Annotated in this window: 30 protein-coding genes; 5 read left to right on the plus strand and 25 right to left on the minus strand. The window is 58.6% G+C overall.

Annotation, left to right across the window (positions count from 1 at the left end; all coding sequences use genetic code 11):
* Positions 1-35: 35 nt before the first annotated feature.
* The 18 genes from ASD58_RS01850 to ASD58_RS01935 all read right to left on the minus strand — a co-directional run bounded on the left by ASD58_RS01850 (position 36) and on the right by ASD58_RS01935 (position 12,285).
* Positions 36-356: an MmcQ/YjbR family DNA-binding protein gene (locus tag ASD58_RS01850; protein ID WP_057259391.1), complete on the minus strand. Its 321-nt coding sequence runs from the start codon at positions 354-356 to the stop codon at positions 36-38.
* Positions 353-808: a YciI family protein gene (locus ASD58_RS01855; protein WP_057259392.1), complete on the minus strand. Its 456-nt coding sequence runs from the start codon at positions 806-808 to the stop codon at positions 353-355. The genes ASD58_RS01850 and ASD58_RS01855 overlap by 4 nt, the downstream gene beginning before the upstream one ends.
* Entirely contained in the window at positions 808-1,038 is a 231-nt protein-coding gene (locus ASD58_RS01860; protein ID WP_057259393.1) for a hypothetical protein, read from the minus strand. The genes ASD58_RS01855 and ASD58_RS01860 overlap by 1 nt, the downstream gene beginning before the upstream one ends.
* A 48-nt stretch (positions 1,039-1,086) precedes the next feature.
* Positions 1,087-1,623, minus strand: coding sequence for a demethoxyubiquinone hydroxylase family protein (locus ASD58_RS01865; protein WP_057259394.1), 537 nt, complete (start codon positions 1,621-1,623; stop codon positions 1,087-1,089).
* Positions 1,604-2,017, minus strand: coding sequence for an NAD(+)--rifampin ADP-ribosyltransferase (gene arr, locus ASD58_RS01870; RefSeq protein WP_082565194.1), 414 nt, complete (start codon positions 2,015-2,017; stop codon positions 1,604-1,606). The genes ASD58_RS01865 and arr overlap by 20 nt, the downstream gene beginning before the upstream one ends.
* A gap of 13 nt (positions 2,018-2,030) precedes the next feature.
* Positions 2,031-2,396: a hypothetical protein gene (locus ASD58_RS01875; protein ID WP_057259395.1), complete on the minus strand. Its 366-nt coding sequence runs from the start codon at positions 2,394-2,396 to the stop codon at positions 2,031-2,033.
* Positions 2,397-2,404: 8 nt separating this feature from the next.
* Positions 2,405-2,968: a hypothetical protein gene (locus ASD58_RS01880; RefSeq protein WP_156401107.1), complete on the minus strand. Its 564-nt coding sequence runs from the start codon at positions 2,966-2,968 to the stop codon at positions 2,405-2,407.
* On the minus strand, positions 2,965-3,435 hold the full coding sequence (locus ASD58_RS01885) for a hypothetical protein (protein ID WP_057259397.1): 471 nt from the start codon (positions 3,433-3,435) through the stop codon (positions 2,965-2,967). Before ASD58_RS01885 ends, ASD58_RS01880 begins: the two co-directional genes overlap by 4 nt.
* Positions 3,428-3,709, minus strand: coding sequence for a hypothetical protein (locus ASD58_RS01890; RefSeq protein WP_057259398.1), 282 nt, complete (start codon positions 3,707-3,709; stop codon positions 3,428-3,430). The genes ASD58_RS01885 and ASD58_RS01890 overlap by 8 nt, the downstream gene beginning before the upstream one ends.
* A 22-nt stretch (positions 3,710-3,731) precedes the next feature.
* Entirely contained in the window at positions 3,732-6,014 is a 2,283-nt protein-coding gene (locus tag ASD58_RS01895) for a hypothetical protein (RefSeq protein WP_057259399.1), read from the minus strand.
* Positions 6,015-6,025: 11 nt separating this feature from the next.
* Positions 6,026-7,855 carry an ATP-binding protein gene (locus ASD58_RS01900; RefSeq protein ID WP_057259400.1) on the minus strand — a complete coding sequence of 610 codons (1,830 nt, stop codon included), beginning with the start codon at positions 7,853-7,855 and terminating at the stop codon, positions 6,026-6,028.
* A gap of 495 nt (positions 7,856-8,350) precedes the next feature.
* Positions 8,351-8,770: a hypothetical protein gene (locus ASD58_RS01905; protein WP_057259401.1), complete on the minus strand. Its 420-nt coding sequence runs from the start codon at positions 8,768-8,770 to the stop codon at positions 8,351-8,353.
* Positions 8,771-9,165: 395 nt separating this feature from the next.
* Positions 9,166-9,603, minus strand: a complete 438-nt coding sequence (locus tag ASD58_RS01910; protein ID WP_156401108.1) for a hypothetical protein — start codon at positions 9,601-9,603, stop codon at positions 9,166-9,168.
* 29 nt (positions 9,604-9,632) lie between these two features.
* Positions 9,633-10,349, minus strand: coding sequence for a hypothetical protein (locus ASD58_RS01915; RefSeq protein ID WP_057259403.1), 717 nt, complete (start codon positions 10,347-10,349; stop codon positions 9,633-9,635).
* A gap of 12 nt (positions 10,350-10,361) precedes the next feature.
* The gene (locus tag ASD58_RS01920; protein WP_156401109.1) at positions 10,362-11,066 is read right to left on the minus strand and encodes a hypothetical protein; all 705 of its coding nucleotides are present in this window, start codon (positions 11,064-11,066) and stop codon (positions 10,362-10,364) included.
* On the minus strand, positions 11,063-11,551 hold the full coding sequence (locus tag ASD58_RS01925; RefSeq protein ID WP_057259405.1) for a hypothetical protein: 489 nt from the start codon (positions 11,549-11,551) through the stop codon (positions 11,063-11,065). Before ASD58_RS01925 ends, ASD58_RS01920 begins: the two co-directional genes overlap by 4 nt.
* 24 nt (positions 11,552-11,575) lie before the next feature.
* Positions 11,576-11,917, minus strand: a complete 342-nt coding sequence (locus tag ASD58_RS01930; protein ID WP_057259406.1) for a hypothetical protein — start codon at positions 11,915-11,917, stop codon at positions 11,576-11,578.
* 113 nt (positions 11,918-12,030) lie between these two features.
* Positions 12,031-12,285, minus strand: a complete 255-nt coding sequence (locus ASD58_RS01935) for a hypothetical protein (protein ID WP_057259407.1) — start codon at positions 12,283-12,285, stop codon at positions 12,031-12,033.
* 103 nt (positions 12,286-12,388) lie between these two features.
* Here ASD58_RS01935 and ASD58_RS01940 point away from each other — a divergent pair, with 103 nt between their 5' ends.
* Positions 12,389-12,784 (plus strand): OsmC family protein, encoded by a 396-nt coding sequence (locus ASD58_RS01940; protein ID WP_057259408.1) that lies wholly within the window; start codon positions 12,389-12,391, stop codon positions 12,782-12,784.
* A gap of 23 nt (positions 12,785-12,807) precedes the next feature.
* Here the strand turns inward: ASD58_RS01940 and ASD58_RS01945 are convergent, their stop codons facing one another.
* The 6 genes from ASD58_RS01945 to rpsO form a co-directional block, all read right to left on the minus strand.
* Positions 12,808-13,332, minus strand: coding sequence for a YbhB/YbcL family Raf kinase inhibitor-like protein (locus ASD58_RS01945; RefSeq protein WP_057259409.1), 525 nt, complete (start codon positions 13,330-13,332; stop codon positions 12,808-12,810).
* A gap of 80 nt (positions 13,333-13,412) precedes the next feature.
* On the minus strand, positions 13,413-13,925 hold the full coding sequence (locus ASD58_RS01950; RefSeq protein ID WP_057259410.1) for an OsmC family protein: 513 nt from the start codon (positions 13,923-13,925) through the stop codon (positions 13,413-13,415).
* 43 nt (positions 13,926-13,968) lie between these two features.
* A complete protein-coding gene (locus ASD58_RS01955) occupies positions 13,969-14,778 on the minus strand; it encodes a helix-turn-helix transcriptional regulator (RefSeq protein WP_057259411.1) in 810 nt (269 codons plus the stop codon).
* Between the two features lie 13 nt (positions 14,779-14,791).
* Complete coding sequence (locus ASD58_RS01960) at positions 14,792-15,082, minus strand: hypothetical protein (RefSeq protein ID WP_057259412.1); 291 nt, start codon at positions 15,080-15,082, stop codon at positions 14,792-14,794.
* A 258-nt stretch (positions 15,083-15,340) separates the two neighbouring features.
* Positions 15,341-17,461 carry a polyribonucleotide nucleotidyltransferase gene (gene pnp, locus ASD58_RS01965; RefSeq protein WP_057259413.1) on the minus strand — a complete coding sequence of 707 codons (2,121 nt, stop codon included), beginning with the start codon at positions 17,459-17,461 and terminating at the stop codon, positions 15,341-15,343.
* 173 nt (positions 17,462-17,634) lie between these two features.
* Positions 17,635-17,904: a 30S ribosomal protein S15 gene (rpsO, locus tag ASD58_RS01970; RefSeq protein ID WP_028104326.1), complete on the minus strand. Its 270-nt coding sequence runs from the start codon at positions 17,902-17,904 to the stop codon at positions 17,635-17,637.
* A 145-nt stretch (positions 17,905-18,049) separates the two neighbouring features.
* Between rpsO and ASD58_RS01975 the strand changes: the two genes are divergently transcribed.
* Entirely contained in the window at positions 18,050-18,373 is a 324-nt protein-coding gene (locus tag ASD58_RS01975) for a hypothetical protein (RefSeq protein ID WP_156401110.1), read from the plus strand.
* A gap of 80 nt (positions 18,374-18,453) precedes the next feature.
* Positions 18,454-19,137, plus strand: a complete 684-nt coding sequence (locus tag ASD58_RS01980) for a transposase (RefSeq protein ID WP_057259415.1) — start codon at positions 18,454-18,456, stop codon at positions 19,135-19,137.
* 21 nt (positions 19,138-19,158) lie between these two features.
* Here the strand turns inward: ASD58_RS01980 and ASD58_RS01985 are convergent, their stop codons facing one another.
* Positions 19,159-20,466, minus strand: coding sequence for an MFS transporter (locus ASD58_RS01985; protein ID WP_057259416.1), 1,308 nt, complete (start codon positions 20,464-20,466; stop codon positions 19,159-19,161).
* A 221-nt stretch (positions 20,467-20,687) separates the two neighbouring features.
* Here ASD58_RS01985 and cyoA point away from each other — a divergent pair, with 221 nt between their 5' ends.
* Both cyoA and cyoB read left to right on the plus strand, forming a co-directional pair.
* Positions 20,688-21,632, plus strand: a complete 945-nt coding sequence (gene cyoA, locus ASD58_RS01990) for a ubiquinol oxidase subunit II (protein WP_229209866.1) — start codon at positions 20,688-20,690, stop codon at positions 21,630-21,632.
* 2 nt (positions 21,633-21,634) lie between these two features.
* On the plus strand, positions 21,635-23,638 hold the full coding sequence (cyoB, locus tag ASD58_RS01995) for a cytochrome o ubiquinol oxidase subunit I (protein WP_057259418.1): 2,004 nt from the start codon (positions 21,635-21,637) through the stop codon (positions 23,636-23,638).
* Positions 23,639-23,686 lie beyond the last annotated feature (48 nt).

The following is a 23,686-nucleotide window of genomic DNA, read 5'->3' on the forward strand; positions in this document are numbered from 1 at the left end:
TGGAGGGGCGAATGGTTAGTTCGCGGTCGCGAAGGTCAGGCGCCCTTGCGTTTGGGGGCCTTGTGTTCCCAGGCTTGCCTGACCAGGCGCTTGACGACTGCTGCATCGGCCCTGGCCAGTTGCACCCGCACGCCAAGAACCTTGCTGCCCCATAGCAGCTTTTCGGCGAAGGAGGAATACAGCTCCAGCACTTCATCGCGCCTTTCGTCGGGAATGAAAATGTGGATGAACTCCTCCCCCGGCGGAACGGTGACGAAGATCTTTCCTTTGACGCGGAAGGAGCCAAAGTTATGGTGCGGCTCATCGCTGACGTCCGGCAGCGACATGGCGAAAGTGCGGACGGTGGAGTATTTCATTTCGCCGCAGGCCTGATGATTTGCGAATGGATCTGGTTCACCATCATCAGCCCCGCGGAACCGAAATGGGCGTGGTATTCCGCTACCATTTCGCCTTTGATGATGACCGGATCGGTAGCTACCAGCGCCTGCGCCTCTTCGATGCTTTCGACCGCAAAGATGAAGATGCCGCGGGCGCCGTCGGCACCATCCAGCGGGCCGGCATACGCCAGCTTGCGCTCATTGGCCAGGCGCTGGATATTTGCCATGTGGCCAGCGAACATCTCGGTGCGCTCCGGCCCCGCAGGCACCTTGTTCGGCCCAGTGCGCAGGACCACGAATACGTATTTGCGCATGCCGTTCTCGTTCCCGCCCAGCGACTTCGCCAGCTCGGCATCGTACTTGGGCGGCGTCTGCGCCTGCGCCGAACCTGCCAGAGCCGCCAGCAGGATGGTACTCAAGATCGCCTTCATTATTCCTCCCTCATTTCCGGCGTATCCCGGCACAGGGCGCAATGCTGTCCCTTGCGCGCCTGCCTGTAGCGCGCAAGCGTGAAGATTGCCGCACCGATCACGCCCCATATGGCGCCCTGGGTTGCCGAATATTCGATGGCATGCCCCCTCAGAGCCTGCGCCAGGCTGATGATCGCAAATGCCCCGGCCAGCACGACCAGGAAGCGCTTGATCCAGAATGCGGTTCCCATGACACCCCTCCTTCCGACTTTTGCAAATAATACTCCAGCCGCGCGAGCTTACAGGCGCATCCCCAGCCAGATCACCGACTCTGTGGAAAGCGCCACGACCGGCGACAGGATAGCCGGCCAGAACTTGCCCTCGGCCGCTTGAATGGCAGAACGGTCGTGGTGTTCCTGCTCGTCCGCCACAATGCGCGAGATCGCTGCCGCCGCCTCCGCATCGCTGCTGCCCAAAGTACGCAACTGCTCCCGCAAGTGCCCAAGGACCACGCGTTCCACAGCCACGGTGGTAGCGGCGATGGCAGTCCGGCCAAAGAGTCCGGTCACCAAGCCAAGCACATATCCGCCAATTCCGCACAGGACGAAACTGCGGCAGCGCCTTACGCCACGATGCCGCAGCTCCGACGCGAAGATCTCGCGGTGCGCTTCCTCGTGGCTCCTGAATTCTCGCAGTTCCGCCACCATCGCCGGCGCCGTATAGCGCGCCAAAACCAGCTGTCCCGCGTAAATATGCACCGCGCCATTCTCGCCGGCGTGATTCACCTTCAGTACCCGCTCCGCAAACGTGCGCGCCTTATTCCTCGATCGCTTCAATTCCCTGCTCCTTGAGCTTTTCAAGGTGATCCAGCATTTCTCGCAGCCGCTCTGGCGGATGCCCTGTCCATTCCGTCACTTCGCCGACGATCCTGAGCGGTTCGCGCGAGCGGTACGACTTGGTTGGGTTGCCGGGGAAGCGCTTGTTCGTCAGGTTCGGATCATCTTCAATCGGCCCCGTGGGCTCCACGATGTAAATCCTGCCGCGCCCTTCGCCCACAGCCAACTCGGCGCCCCATGTCGCCGCTTCCAGGGTCGCGGTGAGGTAGACGAAATTGGCCTGCCGCCTGCTCCCGTAGTTGGAAGAAAAGCCGCGCTCAATCAGTGCGCCGACTTCCAGGTGCGCCTTGGTGCCATGATAAAAAGGTCCCTCGATCACAATGTCACCTTTAATTTTCGGCCTATGATCATGCTCGAATGGCCTGTTTGATGGAATCGCCAGACAACGGCGTGCCAATATGAATCACAACCTTGGAAGCTCCTGCGCCAAAACCCAGCTCGGTGAACACGCGTCGCTCAACCTGCGTCACCCCGCCTTCGATCTGCTCCATCGGGTGCATCAGGATATGGGGTGCCGGCGCAAAAGAGCCGCGCCGGAGGGATTTGACCGCTCCTTTCAGTTGGTGCTGCGCCATGGTGAAGTCCGCAATGAGCATGCGAGGCGAAGCATATGCAAGATCGCGCTCTACCGTCACCGACTGTTCGGTGTCGATGTTCTTCACGATGAAGCGATTACTGAATACCTGAACGTAGATGGAATCGGCGGAGAACATAAATCTATTTACTTTCCTTCCTCAGTCAAGACGCGGGCCTTAAGCATACGGCCAATTGCGACCGCTTTGCCAGCCTCCCATTCTTCCATTGGACTGTACACCTCACCGCCGATCAGCCCGCGCCCTGGCTCGTCAACGGCCATTTGCACCGCGAATCCGTCCGTATAGTGGATAGGACATCCTGCAGGCGAATAATGGGTATTCAGAAGAATTGGAGACAATTTTTGAACCAGGTCACGCACTTCATTCGCACTCACTTGCACTTGCAGGGAAACCGGCTTTCCATCTTTGAGCCGGGTCAGGAAAAGCGTGCCGTCCCCATGCTGCCCTTCGCGCATCAGGGAAATCATGTATCCAGAATCGTACCCTGGCTCCCGCCGTCCCATTTCAACAAACACCAAGGCCATTTCCGCATCGGGCGTGGCGGACCATTGCGCCTGCAGGATATCGCCGGATCCAGGAAAGTACGACCCGATTTCGATGGTGGGTTCGAAGTGACTCGTTGGACAGGATGCTGTTGCATTCAATGAAACGAGCCAAACGGCGCTGGCAGCAATAAGCTTGCGTATCATCGCTCGCCCCATTTGTCGGCATAATATTCTTCAAGACGGTATGTCAGGCTTCTGACAGGAATCCCCCACAGCGCGCTGAATCGAAAGCTGCCGTAACTCCGAAATGATGGACCACCCGCCTGACTGACGGCGCCCGTTTTTGCGTTGATCCGAATTGGCGAGTCCATCGGCCTTCCCGCGTAGCCGAACGAGACAGGCATGACCCATTCCCCGTCAACCAGCTTCCCGTGATCCGGCCCGCCACACGCTCCAACATATCCAAGGAAATACGCCCACGCGATGCCGTCGGCCTCACGCTCGCTGATGCCGTCGCTCACATTGACGTCAGCGAGGAGCTCCTCCAAATGATGGCGTGACGTTGAGGCGTCGACTGTGGCCAAAGCAAACAATAGGCAAGGCACTGCCAATAGAGTGGCAGCAAAAAACTTCGTTGGCGTCTTAAGCCTTTGCACGGGCAAATCAGTCATCCAGATCGCCAGGCGAAAGGTCTTCGCCAAGCAATTCGAGCCCGCCGATCACGCCTTCGTGACGAGCGGAATCGCGCAGCTTGTTCGCGGAAAAAAGGCAGGCCACAAAGGCTATGGCGCCCAAGGAATAGCAACATACCGCCTCCTCACCACGTGGGTGCCGAAGCATGTGTTCGAAAAGAGCCCCCGCCAAGATCACCGCGAAGCATGTGAAAATAAACTTCCACCTCCGCTCGAACCTCTCCAGTTCATCCGCATTGGAAAACTCTGTCATTGGCTATCCTCCGTAAGGTTCCTTACAATTCATAGCGTTCCATCAGCGCCTCATGGTAGCTGACGTTCGAACCTGCGTCCTCGGCCAGGCCCGTCCAACACATCGGATGATCAAAGCCGGCGGTCAGTTCGCGCAGCGTTTCGTCGATCGCTGCGGCGGCGGTATCGACCGGAGCCGCAACGAGGAAGTAGACGCCCGGGTGCTGGATTTCCGTTTGCGTATCGAAGACCTGATAGTCCTTTTCACTATGGACGACCCACTTCCAGCCGCGCGCCGCAAGCTCCCCGGTGAGGGTATTCAATACCCCCTCCCCAGGATGGATGCCATCGACCAGGTAGCTCGTGCCAAACCTGCTTTGCTCAAGGACCTTGACCACCTTGTACAGTTGCACGAACTGGCTCGCCTCCGCCTCATCTCCCGGCACGTCCTCTAACGGCTGCGGATGGAATACGACCAACTGGCCGATCGTCTGGCGCCGCCGCGAACCCGACAGCGAAACAATGCGCGCCGTTACTGGCCCGGTGCGATGAGCATAACGCTCGTTCACTTCGCCGTCGTCTTCATATTGCACTCGCACGACGCCCCACTTTTCCTCGATTGGACCTTCGCCTGCTTCGAACTCCATTCCCAGTGCCGCGCCCAACGCACGAACGCGGTCCCAGCGACCTAATGCGCTCGCCGCAACGATGGCCTCCCAATGGCCGTTGCCGGGCGCGATCCCTTCCGCGATCAATTGATCGAGCAACGTAAGCACTTGTTCATAGTCACCCTCGCGCATGGCGGCAAACGACCACAAGGAGCGCGCCTCCACGTTGTCCGGCTCCAGTTCCAGAAGCGGTTTGGCGTGCCTCCCAACTTCGTTCCAGCGCTCGGTCAAGAGCGCAAACCGGGCCAGGCACAGATAAGCCCTGATTGGATCAGAAACACGAATCACACCTGCCAAGGCTTGAATACCAGCTTCATCGCGCGCCTCGCCCAGTACCGATTCCAGCTCTTCGACCACCGCATCGGCAGGCACATTGGCACGCAGGAAGCTCCACAGGTGAGCGCGGGCCGCATCTGTCCCGCCGCAGGCACGCATGGCACGCGACGCGAGCACTGCCAGGCCTGCATCCGATGGCAGGCTGGCGACGCCAGCCAACAGCAACTCAAGGTCCTGCTCGGCGTCGCGATCCTCTCCCTGCTGGATGTACTCCGCCAACTCCCCCGCCGGCACCGGCAATTCGCGCACCGGCGGCAGCGCCGCCACCATTGCCTCCAGTTCCGCAAAGGCCTCCGGAGCGCCCAATGGCTGCTTCAACTTTGCCAGATGGGGACGTGCCAGTTCAAGCATTTGTATCGCAGACCAGCGTGCCCCACGAGCGACCGCCAAGCGCACATGAGGCACCAGCGCATCCAGGGTAAGACGATGCGAGCCGGAGTCGCTGTAGCGGCGCACTGCTGCCGCGGTACGGCGGCCAACCTGGTAGTCATTGCGCCCAGGTGCCGACTGCAGCAGCACTTCGAGGCCAGCCGACAAGTCCAGGCATTCTCCAAACTCCCGCCCTTTCTCTTCCGGCGGCATCATCGCCCATGCTTCCTCCGAGCGGCCGAGAAGCGCAAGCAACCGGAAGCGCATGCAGGAGCGTGCGTAATGCTTGGGCGGGTTATCGCTGTCAAAGCCCTGCTCTTCGATGTAGTCCAGCGTTGCGAGCGATGTTTCGAACCGGCCCGCCGCAAATTGTGCTTGCGCCAGCGGCTCGAACCAGTCGACGCTTTGGTCTGCCCCGGTCTCCTGCAGCAAAGGTAACTGCTGGTCTGCGAATGCCAAGGCTTCCTCAGGCTTGGCAGCGTCCACCAGCGCGTTCATCATTTCGCTGCTGATGCAACGGAAGCACCCCCAGCTACTATCAATGCGGGCAAGCGTTTCCTTGCACACCGAGATGCGTTCGTTCGCATAGCCTGCACCGTCCACATTCGCATAGCAGCAAGCGATGTCCTGCGTGGTACAGACGCTTTGCGGACAGTTGATGGTTTCCGGCCGGTGGGCGAACTCGAACAGCGATACCGTGTCTTTCAGCGCCGCCTCGCCTTCCCGTCGCGTGCAGACGCGAGGATTGATCGTCCAGTGGCGGAAATACACTTCCAGCCATGGCAGGCGTGCCGCCCTTGCCGCGGCCAGCGCTTCCGGTAGCGCTGCTTGCGCAAGTTCCAGCCGCCCGCGGCTTGCGTTGGTCGGGATCTCGTTAATCAGCTCCGCCAGGCGGTAGTTGCCGGCCTCCTCAAGGTCGCGGTGCGTGTCGAAGACCCACTTCCAGATGTCCATTTGATTCCTTGTTAATCAGGTGTTGCGGCGGACCGGGTCAGTACCTGCACAAGCTGGCTGAGGTCGCGCAAGGCGCCGGTCAACCCTTCTGCAGCAGGCAGCTTGCTGGTATCGCCAGCCATCATGACGATCTTCATTGAGCGCAGCAGCGTCAACGCATGCAGGCAGCCGGCCGTCTCGCCTTGCTCTCGGTAGGCATCCAGCAGGCTGGCGATGGCAGGATTTTCGAGGTTGATGTAAAGCCGTGCCTTGATCTCGCCATTGATATTGCTTGTGAACTGGCGCACCAGCTGCAACGCCGAATGGGCGATGCGCTGGTCCGATTCATCCGATTCCAGTCTTTCCTTCAATTCCGCATCCCGATCGGGGACGACTACCAACGGCAGGTGCGCCGGCATGAAACGCGCGGGAACCAGCAGTTCGCCATTGCCCAAATGCTGTTTCAGCCATTCGCTGTGCATTTCCGAGAGCTCGGCTTCCGCAAACAGCTGCCGATTTCCTTTTTCGGTACCGATTTCAATCAGCTTGCCGCCGCGCTGCTGTGCCCAGCGGCGCAGGAAGCTGTGCACGGCATAGCGCTCTCCTTTCACCACCGGAATATGCATGGCCCGGCACACCATGTCTTCGAAGCCGCCACTATCGCCCAGGCTGACGTGGATTGGGCCATGTCCCTGCAGCTCCGACAAGGACAGGTCGCCGCGTGAAGTTGGAATGCGCACGGCGTCCAGCAACAAGTCGAACAGGTCATCGTTGCAAAGTGCCGCCGCCATCAGCGCCTCATTGTGGCGGTTCAGGATCCGGCGCCATGCTGCCGGCTGGCTGGCCGCGATTTCCGCCAGTCCCTTTACCAGCGAATCGAGCAGGTCAGCCTGCGCGCATCCGTAATGGGCATCGCGCTGCAGGTCTTCGCGGCTGGCCGTTGGCGTCAGGTCCTGCGACTCGATGACACCGCCAACGAAACCGGCCCAGCGCGGCAACAGGTCGCGCGCGTCATCGTCGAGCAGCATGCCACGCACGAACACCTTCAGGTTGCGGTTGTCGCTGCTGCTGTACGTTGCACCGTCCTGTATCCAGAGGATGCCACGCACATCGCTGGTGGAGGTCTTCACTGGAATTGTGCAAATGGGCTCGAATTGCTGCTCGAAGCGGGCGGCAAACGCCAGGCTGCGCTTGCGCTGCTGCAGCGGATGCTCCACTACATTGCCCTCCGCCTGGCGCCACGGCGGGGTGATTTCGTTGATGCGGACTTCACCGCAATACACCGGTTCCGGCAGCAAGGCGCAATAGTGCCCCAGCAGACGCTCCAGGCTCGATGCACTGGCCAGGTAGCGATGTGCTGGACGCAGCTTCAGTTCTATGCAGGTGCCGATCACGCCGTCGTTGGGCACCGGCTCCACCGTATAAGACTCGCCATTGCTGGATTGGTAGCGCCAGGTGCGGGCTGGCTCCTGATAAGAAGTCGTAATGACTGTCACTTGCTCCGCAACGACGAAGGCCGACAGGAAGCCAAGGCCGAACATGCCGATCAAGGCGTCGCTCTGCGTGCGCAGGGTACGCGTGTAACCCGCGCCAACGGTTGCAAGAAACGCGTGGATTTCATGCTCCGACAGGCCGGAGCCATTGTCCGTAATCCGCAGCACCCCATTGAGCTTGTCGCCATCGAGCTGCAGCTTTCCGGTTTCCTGCCAATCCGGGCATTCGATGCGGCGGCGCGTGATGGAGTCGTGGGCATTCTGGATAAGTTCGCGCACCGCAACCAGCGGCGTCGAATAGAGATGCTTGCCGAGGACGGACAGCAGCCCGCCAAGGTCCACGTTTGTTGCGTGTTGTTCTTTGATCATAGAAGAAAAAAAGGGCCGCCTATGCCAGCCCTTACATCGTTGAAACGTTGGCGCCTTGCGTGGGCCAGACCGTGGACATCATAGCTTGCGCGATGCAAGTAAAAACTCTCCAAATATCACCGACGGCGATTGAGCCGATGGATCGTTCTTTCACGAGGGACAAGGGCATTCGGCAAGCGTCATTTTTTTAAGTTCATCCCGTGTTGCCGAGAGGCCGCAGGCCGCGAAAACCTCCGGGAGGTGCACGTCGTATTCCCAGATCAAGTCACTCTGATGCAGAAGGCACTTCCTGCTCAAGGTCATCGAATTCGGTCATGTCAAGAAACTTGACTCCAACCTGAAGCGCCGCCTTGCCAAATATCCTCGAGCAGGGCAAGCAACTCCGATGCCTGGACCGATGAAACATCACGCGCGACAATCCTGTCGAAGGCCTGGCGCCGGCGTTAAGCAGGCAGGTACATCTGGGCCGCGTGAGGTCGAATTCATGTTTTCACTTTACGCCTGCGCAGCATAGGCCAGCGCAAGCGCACCAAATGAAAGAACAACGCCCCCGAATGCCGAAGCCACATTGGTCTTTGCGCTCGGATTCACCCGCCGCAAAATGAGCGTGACATAGACCGAGATTAATCCATGAACGCTCACGACCGAGAAGATCGCCCAAATGGGCCACCGCTCGCCAAGGTAAAGCGGAAATACAAACCAGATCACGGCCACGCCGAAAGCAAGCATGCCCGCGCCCACCATTTTGAGCATTCCAAGGATCACTGCCTGGTATCGTGCCGGGATCTCAGTCCATGTGAGGCCTGTGAGTTCGGCGTGATACGACATGTACTCCTGCGCAAACAGGTAACGCAGTCCAAAGGCAATGGAACCGGATGCGATCAGGACGAGTATGAATGACGCAGAAATAAGCATGCTTTGAATCGTTTGTTTGTTATTCTTGAAGTGTACTAGCCGACCTTGCGAGCTGGCCGATGCCGGTCAATCGCAGAAGTCTGCCAAAGCTCCCGTCCAGCATTTCGAGTTAAGGAATCGGTCTCGTAAGCACTACCGTTTTCTTTGACCTCAGCGACCAACTTATCGAGTCGTCGGGCGCATCGGATTTTGATCAAGCGTCGAGATCGAACCCCGGCAGCCGCTTTAACTCGTGTAGTACCTCTGTACCATAAAGCAAACTTTCTTCAAGTCTGGCATTCCCGTCGGTGGACATCACGCGCAACGTGCAGGATGACTCACCGGCACCATCCATCATTGACGTGGCGACAATTCGATAAATGCCACTAGCTCAATAAGAATTCTCCAATGCGCAATTATCCAGCATGACTCGCAAAATAGTAGACTAGCCACCTGTTGCCCGATATTCGACGCAATCTAACGCCCAGTAAGCAAGCCCCCTCAAACTCCAGGTGCACCTCGTCCATATCCAAGCTTTGTCCACGGATCAACCTGCGCAGCCGGTTTCCATTCGTCTGTGGCGGAAAGCTCCCGACAAATCGACCACTCAAGCAGGTGTGGCGCTGGGTGAACTTCCGCAGATCTGCGGGGGTCTTGCCGACATAGCCGCTCTTGGTTGTCAGCTCAAATGCACTTTCAAAGTCGCCATTTCGCAATCTGAATAAGAAGGTCTTTGCCACGGCTACAGGCTCCGGTTGGCCATACTCCGCCTTAGCCCAAATGAAGAAGCCGGTAATGGCTAACGCCAAAGCAAAGCAACCGAACAATGCTCGGGCACCAAGTTTCAATTTCACGGCGAATCCAGGCGATGGCATTCGCGCCTTTATACGTATAGCGCCTTGGTACCAGCAGGCGCGAGTGCGGCCCGTTCTGCGAAGCCCTCGAAGAAGTATGCGATGTTGTCCCCCGGGTCTCCGGCCAGGCGGCCATTTACCTTGCCCCAAGTGACGATGGCCACATGTTTGTCGGGCTCGCCGACCACCAGGACGGGCGCATCTTGATCGTCGTGCCAAAGGTACTGGCCACCAAACTTCTTGTATGCGACTTCGAGGATGTAGCAACCGACTTGCTGGACAAGCCCACGAATCTGTTCGTCAGGCATTTCGGAGAAGTGCTGGGATGCTTCGGCAAGGATTTCTTCCACAACGTCCAGGCTCTCGGGCGAATAGTCCAAAGCCCCTCCGGCGCGTTCTTGCAGATTATCGAGGGCCAGGTCGGCCATTCGCTGCACCTCACTCTGGAGGTCGTTCGCTGTTGCTGCTTGCACTGAAAAAATCGCGCTCTCCAATGCACCGTGCAGGTGGCGGACTATTTTGAACTGAGAGTCCGAAACCTTAAACGCAACAAGGAATTCTTCCAATTGTTCGGCCAGGGAAGTGGCCCAGTCGAGCGCCTCCTTCTCAATATCCGCGCCAGGTGCCTTTCCTTCGAGTCCGCGAATCTCACGACGCTCGGGAAAACAGGCGACAGGAATGAAATCGTCAAATCCGTTGTCACGGATGATGTTTTGGGTGATCCCAGCAAATGCTTCAATGTCCATAAGAACCTCGTATTACCTTCCAATGTTGCCAGGTTCCGGCGTACCCTGCCCTGCGGACTGGAGATGACTGTCAACTCGCTGCTCCGCGCCACTCCATCCTTCCTGGTCCGGCAGCCTAAGTATCTCGCCATGGCGGTTTTTTATCTCCAGCCACGACGAATCTTCTGCGCTCAGAATACGAACAAACCCCTGCAGTGTCGAGTAGCGCTCCGGACGCCATTTCGCGACGTTCAGGCCAGACTTCCCGCCCTTCATCCGATACTCGAACCAGGGTTGTGGCGAGCGGCGCATATCGAAAATGTTGGTCCAGCTACGAAACGCGTCGAGTGGCGGCAAGGTATTGTCAGGGCGCAGTTCACACCAAAACATGGGAATCGCCTGGACAAAGGCATCGTCGTCTTCAATCCCACGCAGCAACTTTCGATCTTTCCCTATTACGAAGCCGCAGCATTCGAACGGCCAATGATCAGGAAGTGCACTCGCCCTTCCGACTAATTGCCCGGCATCGATCTGTTGTAACGACTTTGCAAAGCCCTCGATCCAGGTATGATCGAGCTCTCCTTCAACGCCAAACATCAATGGCGGCTCACCATCACGCCAGATGGCATTTAGTTTCATGCGAGGTGTTTCGAGACGAAGCTTCTTCCAGCCGTCTGGCCCAAACTCTTCAGATCCGTCAATTTTGCGCTCAGTTTTGTTCTGCAACTTCAAAATCATTTCCTTTCTCTGGAAAGCGCACGAACTTCGTCGAGACGGCTTTGGAATTCCGGAACATCCAACCTGTAATGCGAAACTGGGACTGCGCACGCGTCGACGCTGCGGAAGCCCTTCACTTCGTCAGAGGAGACATTCGCGAGAAAGACCAGGTAGTACACGCCAGGCGTCAGTCCAACGTAGCCTGTACCAATTCCAAGCAAGTCCAAGAGCCTGGGCGTGTAACTCTTATCGCCCTTGAAGTCCTCAACAACCCTGTACCCTGCCGACACCAGCTTCATCGCTTCTTCGCCGGACCGGTCGCCGGTGTGTTTCGCGATCAACGTTCTTTGCAGCGCTTCTTCCAGCCTTGTCTCAACAACGTAAGCCAGGAAGACCCTTTTTGACTCGCTAAACTGCTTGCCAAGCGTAAGGTCGCGCGGACATGAATGTGCCGAGCAAAGGCTTGAGACAAGAGACAGGATTAATGTAAGCAGCAGGCGACGCATTCGATTCCTAACCTTCAAGATTCATCAGTACCATTCGCCTTCATCACCCTGCACGCGGGCCGCGAGCGCCGACGCCACCGATTTCATCTTCTGGATTGCACTCTCGCTGGGATTATTGACCGTGACCTCTCCACACGAATAGTAAAAGAAGTGCTTTTCGCCTGACGCAGGGTCAGTCCAGGAAGCCATCAACGGATTGTTGATCTGGATCGATTCGCCAGTTTTCGGGTTCACGGCGATCAGGGTCGTTTCCAGGCGCAGTTGGCCATCGTTTGCCACCGCGTCCTGCCACTCGTTCTCAGTAATCGGCAGCAGGGAGCTTTGCGGCCAGTCGGTCGCTTTGGTGATATGCAGGTCGTAGCTCATTGAGCGGAGATGTGGCGAAACCCGATACGGCGCGTGCCCGCTCGGTTATGTAATTGGCAATCCCTGCAGTTTGCCGCAAACAACCCACTTCAGGCAAGCCTGGCGCCCTACTTTCAGCGCAATGCCGCTGCGACCTGGTCGCCGAATTCCGTGCCGTGCATTTGGGAGGCTAGCTGGGTCGTTCGCATCGAACAGGCCTTGATTGCGCTCGATCCATTCTGCTGCATGCAGAGATTGTGATGCACCGTTGCGAAGTCCTTTGCCCGCTTGCCCGAGCCATGTAGCGAGGCCAGAAACGCGAGCAATGCAATAGCGATCGCGATCTGCGCCTTGAGCGGCAAAGTCCAGCTATAACGAATGAAGAACACGGCGCCTCCTGAAAGCCAGTCCGTGCCCGATGCTACGCAGCGATTATTTCAGCTTGATGACGTCGGGCGTAGAATGAAGACCCCTGTCGGCAGGAGCCGTCCCATGAAAATTACCGCTACAGTCCGAAATTCGCCCAAGGCGCATGAGACTACCGTCACAACCAATGGCGTGTCGCAAGCCCTTCCAGTACCGGCCAAAAGCTCCGGCAAGGGTTCGGGCGTCAACGGTGGCGAATTCCTGATGCTGGCCTTGGCCACATGCTATTGCAACGATATATACCGCGAGGCCGAGCGGCTTCAGGTTCCGGTCGATGCTGTTTTCGTTGAAGCCAGCGCCGACTTCCCTGGCCCAGGGCTGTCAGCCACCAACATCAGCTACAACGCTCGCATTACGTCATCCGCTTCCGACGATGTGATCACGGATTTGCTGCGTCATACCGATGCGGTGGCTGAAGTTCACAACACTATTCGGTCCGGTGCGGTGGTCAGGCTGGAATAAGGCCGGGGCAGGCTGCACACCGACTAGTCGCGCTGATACAGGGCTTCAATGGTGCTTGAGTCGAGCGCGTGGGCTTTGACCATATACCCGGTCAACGCGCCCGATGCATTCTCCGGCAGTTCGAGTTTTTGCGACAGTGCATACACAGTGAACTGGTAGCGGTGCACTCCATGCTTCTGCGGCGGGCAGGCGCCACCGAAACCCTTGGCGCCGTAGTCGTTGTTCATCGCTTGGCTGCCGGTTGGCGCGGCAGCTCCCGCCGCCAAGGACGTCACCTCTTTCGGGATGTTCACGAGCTGCCAGTGCCACCAGCCGCTGCCTGTCGGTGCATCAGGGTCATGAACCATGATGGCGAATGCCGCCGTGCCTTTCGGGGCGCCGCTCCACGACAGTTGCGGGGACTGATTTCCGCCGCTGCAGCCGAAGCCCTGGAACTCCTGGGTCTTGGACATGGATTTGCCGTTGGCGATATCGGTGCTCGCCAGCGTGAGCGAGCCTGCCAGCGCAGAGTTGGAGGCCAGCAGTGCTGCCAGGATGAGGTATCGCATATGTGCTCCTGTGATTGAGAGCGCATATGGTATTAAGCGGTGCCGAATCCGTTTAGGCCAAATCCAGCCAACCTTTCGCCTTAACCGCTCATTCGCGAAGTGCTGGCCGAAATGCTTGGGCCTTTTGCCAGCGTTTGGAATACAACACAGTAGCGCTCAGTTAGCCGCAGCAGTGTCGCCAGTTGCTCGTCGTCGGCATCGGTATCCAGCAAAAAATGCAGGCGAATTGCCTGGAAGCCCACTGGCACCTCCTTGGAGACGCCCAGGGTACCTCTGAAGTCCAGGTCCCCGTCCGCCCTCACGACTGCCTCGCGCAAGGCAATACCCAGCGCGGTAGCCACGGCATTGAGCGTAACGCCAGCGCAAGCCACCAGGGCCTCCAACAGCATATCGCCCGAACAAGCCTGAAGTCCGGTGCCGCCAGTGGCCGGATGAAGGCCCGCGACAACCAAACCCTTTCCGGTCTCGATCTTGCAACTGACGCCATCTCCCGCGCGGCCTTGCGCTTGAAGTGTGATCATTGCAGCTTCCGGGTCTGCTTTGTAGCGCTCCTTCAGCGGCACCTGCACTGCGCGCAAATCTTCTGCCTTCATGACGCCCTCCCCAGTGTGGATCAGCCAGGAGGCATTATGCGCCTCATTCCTCCTTGGTCCTCGTCTTGCGAAGTTCGCTTGGGGTGAGGCCGAAGAACTGCTTGAACTTGTCCGTGAAGCGTGATTGGGACTGGTAGCCGCACCTTTCAGCCACGCGCCCAATCGGATCGAAGGTCGTTTGCACCAGGTGCAGCCCAAAACCCAGCCGTGCCCTGTCCTTGATCGCCTGCAGCGTAGTTCCTTCTGCCGCAAGTTTTCGCCGCAGTGTCGATTCGCTGACCGCCAGTTGCGACGCAAGCATATCTGCATTCACGTCGTTGGCAATATCAGCGCTGATGATGGCATACAGCTTATGGCTAAGGCTGGGCGGTTCGATAACCGCACTTACCTGCTCGTGGCCCAGGTGATAGAGAAGCTGCAGGATCTCTTGACGGCGAATAGCCCACATGGACGGCGGCGCAAACGCAGACCATTCGACAAACTGCTGCAAGGTTTTCTCGAACGCAGCGCCTATCTCGCCCTGGACGAATGGCGCAGTCCGGGCCTGCTTTGGCGGCAGGCAGTTGAAGTCGTCGTAGTCGAATTCGACGATCAGGGCCAGGTATTCGGTATCGCCAGGAATATTCCGCATCGTGATGCTGGGATGGTTCGACAGGATGACGAAGCTGCCAGTGGGGCAATCGATCTCGCCCAGGCTACCAAGCTTCTTGCGGCCATCGAGCACGCAGATCAACATCGGCTTGATGATCGGCACGTTGACGATCTTCTGCTCCTTGACCGACGAATACACCGAGAATGGCAAGGTCTGCCCTGCCTCCAGCATTCGCTTTACGCAAGCGACCAGGGTGTCCATGGACCGTATGCCTTCAGGCGTTTTGTTCTGATTGCTTGCGATCTTCTGCTTCGCGCCACTTGGGTGCGCGCCAGATGCCGAGTGAAGCAGCCACTATCACCAGCGGCAACTGGTAACCGGCCAGATATGCGAGGTTGGGGTTGCCATTGACTGCGCCGGCCAGGATACCCAGAACATACAAGACGACGTAGGTTCCACCGAACCATGCCCAGGGATTGAACACCGGGCGCTTGAAAAGGAAATTGATTATCTTCCCAATGAGGAGGAAGCCTGCGAGCCAAAAGATTAGTCCTGCGAGTTGCATAAGTTTGTTCAGTGGAGAGTTTGCAGCATCTTAACTTGCAAAAGCTATCGAAGACTCTCCAATACTCACCGCCGCCAATCTCCTCGCGGGACTTCCACCTATCCACCCGGGCTGCCCTGAGTATCGTCGGCCCATTCACCTTCGATGACATCGCCATTTCGCGTGCGCCTGAATACGTTTGTCCAGGAGCGGCCATCATCGCGATAAAAAAACCGCCAGGGCCTTTCGGCACTGGCGGTTTTCTTGAGTCTTGGCTGATTACTGTGCGGCGGCAGCAGCTTCTTCAGCAGCAGCTTTCATCGACAGTTTCAGGCGGCCGCGCTCGTCGGTCTCCAGAACCTTCACACGCACTTGCTGGCCTTCTTTCAGGTAGTCGGCAACAGCGTTCACACGCTCGTTGGCGATCTGCGAGATGTGCAGCAGGCCGTCTTTGCCAGGCATGACCTGGACGATGGCGCCGAAGTCCAGCAGCTTCAGGACGGTACCGTCGTAAGTCTTGCCCACTTCCACGGAAGCGGTCAGTTCTTCGATACGGCGCTTGGCTTCCTGGCCAGCAGCTGCATCGACGGAAGCGATGGTGACGATGCCGTCATCGCTGATGTCGATCTGGGTGCCGGTTTCTTCGGTCAGCGCGCGGATCACGGCGCCGCCCTTGCCGATCACGTCACGGATCTTCTCCGGATTGATCTTGATGGTGATCAGGCGTGGAGCGAAGTCGGACAGCTCGGTCTTCACAGTCGGCATGGCCTTCTGCATTTCACCCAGGATGTGCTGGCGGCCTTCTTTAGCCTGAGCCAGTGCAACCTGCATGATTTCCTTGGTGATGCCCTGGATCTTGATGTCCATCTGCAGCGCGGTAATGCCGTTGGCGGTACCTGCTACCTTGAAGTCCATGTCGCCCAGGTGGTCTTCGTCGCCCAGGATGTCTGACAGAACGGCGAAGCGGCCGCCTTCCTTGATCAGGCCCATGGCGATACCGGCAACGTGTGCTTTCATCGGCACGCCGGCGTCCATCAGTGCCAGGCAGCCGCCGCAGACGGAAGCCATCGACGAGGAGCCGTTGGATTCGGTGATTTCCGAAACCAGGCGCACGGAGTACGAGAAGTCTTCCGGTGCAGGCAGTGCGGCGATCAGTGCACGCTTGGCCAGGCGGCCGTGGCCGATTTCGCGGCGCTTAGGCGTACCAACACGGCCGGTTTCGCCGGTGGCGAACGGTGGCATGTTGTAGTGCAGCATGAAGTCATCGGTGTACTCGCCCATCAGAGCGTCGATCTTCTGCGAATCACGAGCAGTGCCCAGGGTCGCTACAACCAGTGCCTGCGTTTCGCCGCGGGTGAACAGGGCGGAACCGTGGGTACGTGGCAGCACGGAAGAACGGATCGAGATCGGACGCACGGTCTTGGTGTCGCGGCCGTCGATACGTGGCTCGCCTTGCAGGATCTGGGAGCGCACAACTTTGGCTTCCATATCGAACAGGATATTGCCGACTTCAACCGAGTCAGGAGCGTCAGCGCCGTGGGCGGCAGCTTCGGCAGCCAGGTCAGCCATCACTTCTGCGGACATGGCGCGCAGCTTGTCGGTGCGGGCTTGCTTGTCTTTGGTCTGGTAAGCAGCGTTGATCTTCGCCTCAGCGAAGTGGGCAACGCGGCCGATCAGGGCTTCGTTCTTGGCAGGTGCGGTCCACACTTGCTCAGGCTTGCCGCCGTCGCGTACCAGTTCGTGGATTGCGTCGATGACAGCCTTCATCTGCTCGTGGCCGTACACAACGGCGCCCAGCATGACTTCTTCGGACAGCTGCTGCGCTTCGGATTCCACCATCAGCACGGCCGATTCGGTACCGGCAACCACCAGATCCATCTGGGAGTCTTTGAGCTCGGAGGCGGTTGGGTTCAGGATGTACTGGCCGTTTTTGTAGCCGACGCGTGCAGCACCGATTGGGCCGTTGAAGGGCACGCCGGATACGCACAGGGCGGCAGATGCGCCGATCATGGAAGCGATGTCCGGATCGATCTCAGGGTTCACGGACAGCACGTGCACGATCACCTGGACTTCGTTCATGTAGCCCTCTGGGAACAGAGGACGGATTGGACGGTCGATCAGGCGGGAAGTCAGGGTTTCTTTTTCAGAAGGACGGCCTTCACGCTTGAAGAAGCCACCAGGGATCTTGCCCGCTGCGTAGGTCTTTTCGAGGTAGTCGACGGTCAGTGGGAAGAAGTCCTGGCCTGGTTTTGCGTCTTTACGCGCCACCACGGTTGCCAGTACGACGGTGTCATCCATCGATACCATTACCGCGCCGGATGCCTGGCGAGCGATTTCGCCGGTTTCCAGCGTTACGGTGTGTTGGCCGTACTGGAAGGTCTTCGTTACTTTGTTAAACATGGGTTTATCCCTCTTTCTCTTTAGCCGACAGATTTTCAGGAGCTGTCGTAGCACCTCACCACGGACGGCCAGTGGCCGCCTTACTGCAATAAAACTAACGGTTTAAAAAGTCAAAATGCCTGCGGCAGCGAGCTGGCGCAGGCATTTCTCGTTTAAACCTGGTAACGCAAGAATTACTTACGCAGGCCGAGTTTAGCGATCAGGTCGCGGTAACGGGTTGCGTCTTTATTCTTCAGGTAAGCCAGCAGGGACTTACGACGGTTAACCATCATGATCAGGCCACGGCGGGAGTGGTGATCCTTGGAGTGTGCCTTGAAGTGGCCGTTCAGTTCGTTGATACGTGCGGTCAGCAGAGCAACTTGCACTTCTGGGGAGCCGGTGTCGTTTTGGCCACGAGCGTTGTCGGCGATGATGGCCGACTTGTTGATGTTTTCAACGGTCATTTTCTTACCTTTCACATGCGATGCACTGAGTCTTTGGAACCCGGAACATCGTGAATTACATTTAATATAAAGATCCGGCCGGATGGCCAGACACGGGAGTATAACCGGAATAGGGGTCGAAAGCTACCGCCACACACGATCAGCCATGAAAACCATTGTTCGAGTTGCTTTATTATCACTATTGCTGACTGCTTGCGCCGTCGCCCCGCCCTCTTGGCAGCGCGGCAACGACAGCTTCCGGCCGGTTCAGCTCGGGGTGACCACCCAGGCCGACCTGTTGCGCTTGTACGGCCCGCCAGACGACCGCACCTACCTGCCGTTACGCGACCTGACTGTCTGGAGCTACCGCTACAAGGAATCCGGCGTGTGGGACTCCATGATGCACATCATGGTGGACCGCCAGGGCGTTGTGCGCGAAACCATGAGCGGCCCCGACCTCGAAAAAGAAGAGCGGGGCTTTTTCCGCTAAAAAATGGGGACGTACCCCATTTAACTAGCAACATTGGCTTATATCAAAGGCGGCTGGCACTTTTGAGCCAAAATTGGCGAATGCCTCGCCATGCTCGACTCGTCGTTCCCGATGTTCCCGTCCATTTGATTCAGCGCGGGCACAACCGTAATGCCTGCTTCTTTTGCGACGACGATTTCCAGTACTACCTGCGCTGGATGATGCGCTTTGCAAAGGAATCGGCGTGCGATATCCATTCATATGTGCTGATGACGAACCACGTTCACCTGGCGCTGACGCCACATGACATTGGAAGTCTTGCCCTTCTGATGAAGACGCTTAATCAACGCTATGTGGCACATATCAACAGAAAGCGCAATTGGACCGGCACGCTTTGGGAAGGCCGGTTCAAGTCATGCCTGATATTTGACCAGAGTTACTTCCTCACGTGCATGCGCTACATCGAACTTAATCCGGTGCGGGCAGGAATGGTAGGCCACCCTCGCGATTACCCCTGGTCCAGCTACAGCGCAAATGCGGAAGGAATATTCAATCCATGCATCACTCCCCATGAGATCTATCAGTCGCTGGGCAGCACCGAAGCCGATCAGCGCTCAGCCTATCGCAATTTCCTCGCCTCCAAAGATGATCAAATCACTACCGACAACATTCGCCGCGCAACAAATGGGAATTACGCACTTGGCGAAACGATCTCGACAGAGGAACTGGCAAGCACCCTTGGCCGCCGGGTTACCCCAGGCAAACGGGGACGCCCCCATAAATAAATGGGGTACGTCCCCATTTATTTAGTCCTTGATTTCAAGGGCGCGGTTCAGGCTGAGAGCGGCGAGCGAACCGGCGGCGCCAGACAGCAGGTACAGGCTGACGTAGGCCAGGCCGAAGTGGGCCGACAGACCTAAGGCGACCAACGGGGCGAAGGCGGCCCCCACCAGCCAGGCCAGGTCCGAGGTCAGCGCCGCGCCGCTATAGCGGAAACGGGACTCGAAATTGGCAGTCACGGCGCCGGCAGCCTGGCCGTAGGACAGGCCCAGCAGCGCGAAGCCGAGCAGGATGAAGATGGTCTGCCCTGCGTCGCCACCCTGCATCAGCAACGGGACGAAGCCGCTGAACACGCCGATCAGCACTGCCAGCGAGCCCAGCGTGCGACGGCGGCCGATTCGGTCGGCAATCCAGCCCGAGGCCACGATACAGGCCGCAGCAATCACAGCGCCGGCTATCTGGATCACCAGGAACTCGCTGACCGAGCGCTCCGAATACAGCGTAATCCAGGACAGCGGGAATACCGTCACCAGGTGGAACAGCGCATAGCTGGCCAACGCAGCCAGCGCGCCGATCACGACGTTGCGGCCTTGCGATTTGAATAATTCGCCAATATCGGTCGGCTGCAGCTCGCGTTCTTCCAGCAGGCGCGCATATTCATTGGTGGACACCAGGCGCAGGCGCGCAAACAGGGCCACCACATTGATCGCGAAGGCTACATAAAACGGATAACGCCAGCCCCAGTCGAGGAAATCTTCCGACGACAGGCTCGACAGCAAGAAGGAGAACAGGCCCGCCGCGATGATGAAGCCGGTCGGCGCGCCGAGCTGGCCCAGCATGGCGTACCAGCCGCGCTTTTCTTGAGGCGCATTCAGTGCCAGCAGCGACGGCAAGCCATCCCACGAGCCGCCCAGCGCAATGCCCTGCCCGAAACGCAGCATGGCCAGCAAGGCCAGCGCGCCCAGGCCGCCCTGGCCATAAGTCGGCAGGAAGGCCATGCCGGCAGTCGAAGCGCCCAGCAGGAATAGCGCCGCCGTCAGCTTGGCTTCACGCCCGAACCGCAACTGGATGGCCATGAAGGTCGCCGTGCCCAGCGGCCTTGCCAAAAAGGCAAACGAGAAAATCACAAAGGAGTACAGCATCCCATCCAGCCGCGAGGCAAACGGGAAAAACACCGCCGGGAACACCAGGACGGAGGCAATGGCATACACAAAAAAGTCGAAATATTCGGAAGCCCGGCCAATCACCACGCCCACGGCAATTTCGCCGGGAGCAATGTGCTGGTCGCTCGAATCGGATGGCCGCATCGGAATACCGTGGGCTGGTGCGGACATACTCTGCATGGTTCAGTCTCCTGTTTCTCACCGGTTGAGAGATATCACCGGTGTTTATTACTGTTATCTAACCTGCTGGTAGGACAATATGTCCAATTTCGCGCCTTGTCCAGACCCCTCAAAATAGAAAGATTCTTGACTTAGGACATTGTTTCTTGCGCATGCCTATATTACTTCTCCTCCTCGCAGCCGTCTGCCTTACAGGCTGCAATACGATCGTTATGAACCCCGCCGGTGACGTTGCCTCGCAACAGGCGCACCTGGTGACCATCTCGACACTGCTGATGTTGCTGATCATCGTACCGGTGATCGCACTGACTGTACTGTTCGCTTGGCGTTACCGAAAAGGCAACACCAACGCCAAATACACCCCGGATTGGGACCACTCGACCCAGCTCGAACTGGTGATCTGGGGCGCCCCGCTGATGATCATCATCGTGCTCGGCCTGCTGACCTGGATCAGCACCCACCTGCTGGACCCTTACCGTCCACTGAGCCGCATCGACGAAAAACGTCCGCTGGCAGCCGGCCACAAGCCGCTGGTGGTGCAAGTGGTGGCCATGGACTGGAAATGGCTGTTCATCTACCCGGAGCAGGGCATCGCCACCGTTAACGAACTGGTGACCCCGATCGACACCCCGATCCGCTTCAAGATCACCGCGTCGACCGTGATGAACTCGTTCTACATCCCAGCGTTGGCCGGCCAGATCTACGCCATGCCGGGCATGGACACCACCCTGAACGCGGTGCTGAACAAGCCAGGTACCTATGAAGGCTTCTCCGCCAACTATAGCGGCGCCGGCTTCTCGCACATGCGCTTCAAGTACCACGGCATGTCCACCGCCGACTTCGAGGCCTGGGTCGCCAAGACCAAAGCCGGCGGCGGCGCCCTGGACCGTGCCGACTACCTGGCCCTTGAAAAGCCACGCGAGCGCGAACCTGTGCGCCGTTACGCCACGGTTGAAAACGAGCTGTACACGGCCATCATCAACCGCTGCGTCGAACCTGGTTCGACCTGCGCCAGCCAGACCATGGCTGACGATGCAGCCCGCGTGCGCGCCGTGACCGCCAAGAAGGAAATGGAAGCGCGCATCTGCACGCCAAGCGATACCTACGCTGAAGCCAAGCAGGATGTCGCCCTCGTATCTACTCCTCGCAAGAACTGAATATGGAAAACCAAACCACCCTCCACCCGCTGCTGGGCCGGCTGAGCTTGGAAGCGATCCCGTACCATGAGCCGATTCTGCTCGCCACCTTCACCATGGTGGTGCTGGGCGGCCTGGCCGTCATGGGCGCCATGACCAAATACCGCCTGTGGGGCCCGCTGTGGCGCGACTGGGTCACCAGCATCGACCACAAGAAAATCGGCATCATGTACATGGTGCTCGGCCTGGTCATGCTGCTGCGCGGCTTCGCCGACGCACTGATGATGCGCCTGCAGCAAGCGGTCGCTTTCGGCGACAGCATGGGCTACCTGCCTCCGCACCACTACGACCAGATCTTCACCGCCCACGGCGTGATCATGATCTTCTTCGTGGCGATGCCTTTCGTGACCGGCTTGATGAACTACGTGGTGCCGCTGCAGATCGGTGCGCGCGACGTGGCCTTCCCGTTCCTGAACAACTTCTCCTTCTGGATGACCGCATTCGGCGGCGGCCTGACCATGGTCTCGCTGTTCGTCGGCGAATACGCGAAAACCGGCTGGCTGGCTTACCCGCCGCTGTCCGGCATCCTGGCCAGCCCTGACGTTGGCGTGGATTACTACATCTGGTCCTTGCAGGTCGCGGGGGTCGGGACACTCCTGTCAGGCGTCAACCTGATCGCGACCATCGTCAAGATGCGCGCGCCGGGCATGAAGCTGATGAAGATGCCCGTCTTCACCTGGACCTCGCTGTGCACCAACGTGCTGATCGTGGTGACCTTCCCTGTGCTGACCGCCGTGCTGGCCATGCTGTCGCTGGACCGTACCTTCGGCACCCACTTCTTCACCAGCGATTTCGGCGGCGATTCCATGCTGTACGTGAACCTGATCTGGATCTGGGGCCACCCTGAGGTGTACATCCTGGTGCTGCCGGTCTTCGGCGTGTTCTCGGAAATCGTGTCGACCTTCTCCGGCAAGCGCCTGTTCGGCTACACCTCGATGGTGTACGCAACCGTGGTGATTACCATCCTGTCCTACCTGGTATGGCTGCACCACTTCTTCACCATGGGCTCCGGCGCCAGCGTGAACTCCTTCTTCGGCATCACGACGATGATCATTTCGATCCCGACCGGCGCCAAGATCTTCAACTGGCTGTTCACCATGTACCGCGGCCGCATCCGCTTCGAACTGCCGATGATGTGGACCATCGCCTTCATGATCACCTTCGTGATCGGCGGCATGACCGGCGTGCTGCTGGCTGTTCCTCCTGCGGACTTCGTGCTGCACAACTCCCTGTTCCTGATCGCTCACTTCCACAACGTGATCATCGGCGGCGTGGTGTTCGGCGTGTTCGCTGCAATTAACTACTGGTTCCCGAAAGCCTTCGGCTACAAGCTGGATGTGTTCTGGGGCAAAGTCTCGTTCTGGTGCTGGGTGGTCGGCTTCTACCTCGCCTTCATGCCGCTGTACGTACTGGGCCTGATGGGCGTGACCCGCCGCATGAGCCACTTCGAAGATCCTTCGCTGCAGATCTGGTTCCAGGTGGCCGCTCTCGGCGCCGTGCTGATCGCCGGCGGCATCGGTTCGATGCTGGTGCAGTTCTATGTGTCCTACCGTCGCCGCGATGCACTGCGCGACGTGACCGGCGACCCATGGGATGGCCGTACCCTGGAGTGGTCGACTTCGTCCCCTCCTCCGGACTACAACTTTGCGTTCACCCCGCGCGTGTACGACAACGACACCTGGACCGACATGAAGCGCAAGAACTACCTGCGTCCAGTGACCGACTTCGTAGCCATCCACATGCCTAAGAACACCGCTGCCGGTTTCGTCATCGCCGGCCTGAGCGCCGCGACCGGCTTCGCCCTGGTCTGGCAGATGTGGATCTTCGCTGCGCTCGGCCTGGTGGCCACCGTGGGCGCCGCGATCATCCATACCTTTAACTACAAGCGCGATTACTACATCCCGGCCGAAGAAGTCGTTGTGACCGAAGCCGAGCGCACCCGTACCCTGGAGGCTGCCAATGTCTGAACTCGTTCTTGATCCTGCCAAGGCAGGCGCGCACGGCGCGCAGGACGA

Source organism: Duganella sp. Root1480D1, from assembly GCF_001427305.1.
Lineage (GTDB): Bacteria > Pseudomonadota > Gammaproteobacteria > Burkholderiales > Burkholderiaceae_D > Rugamonas.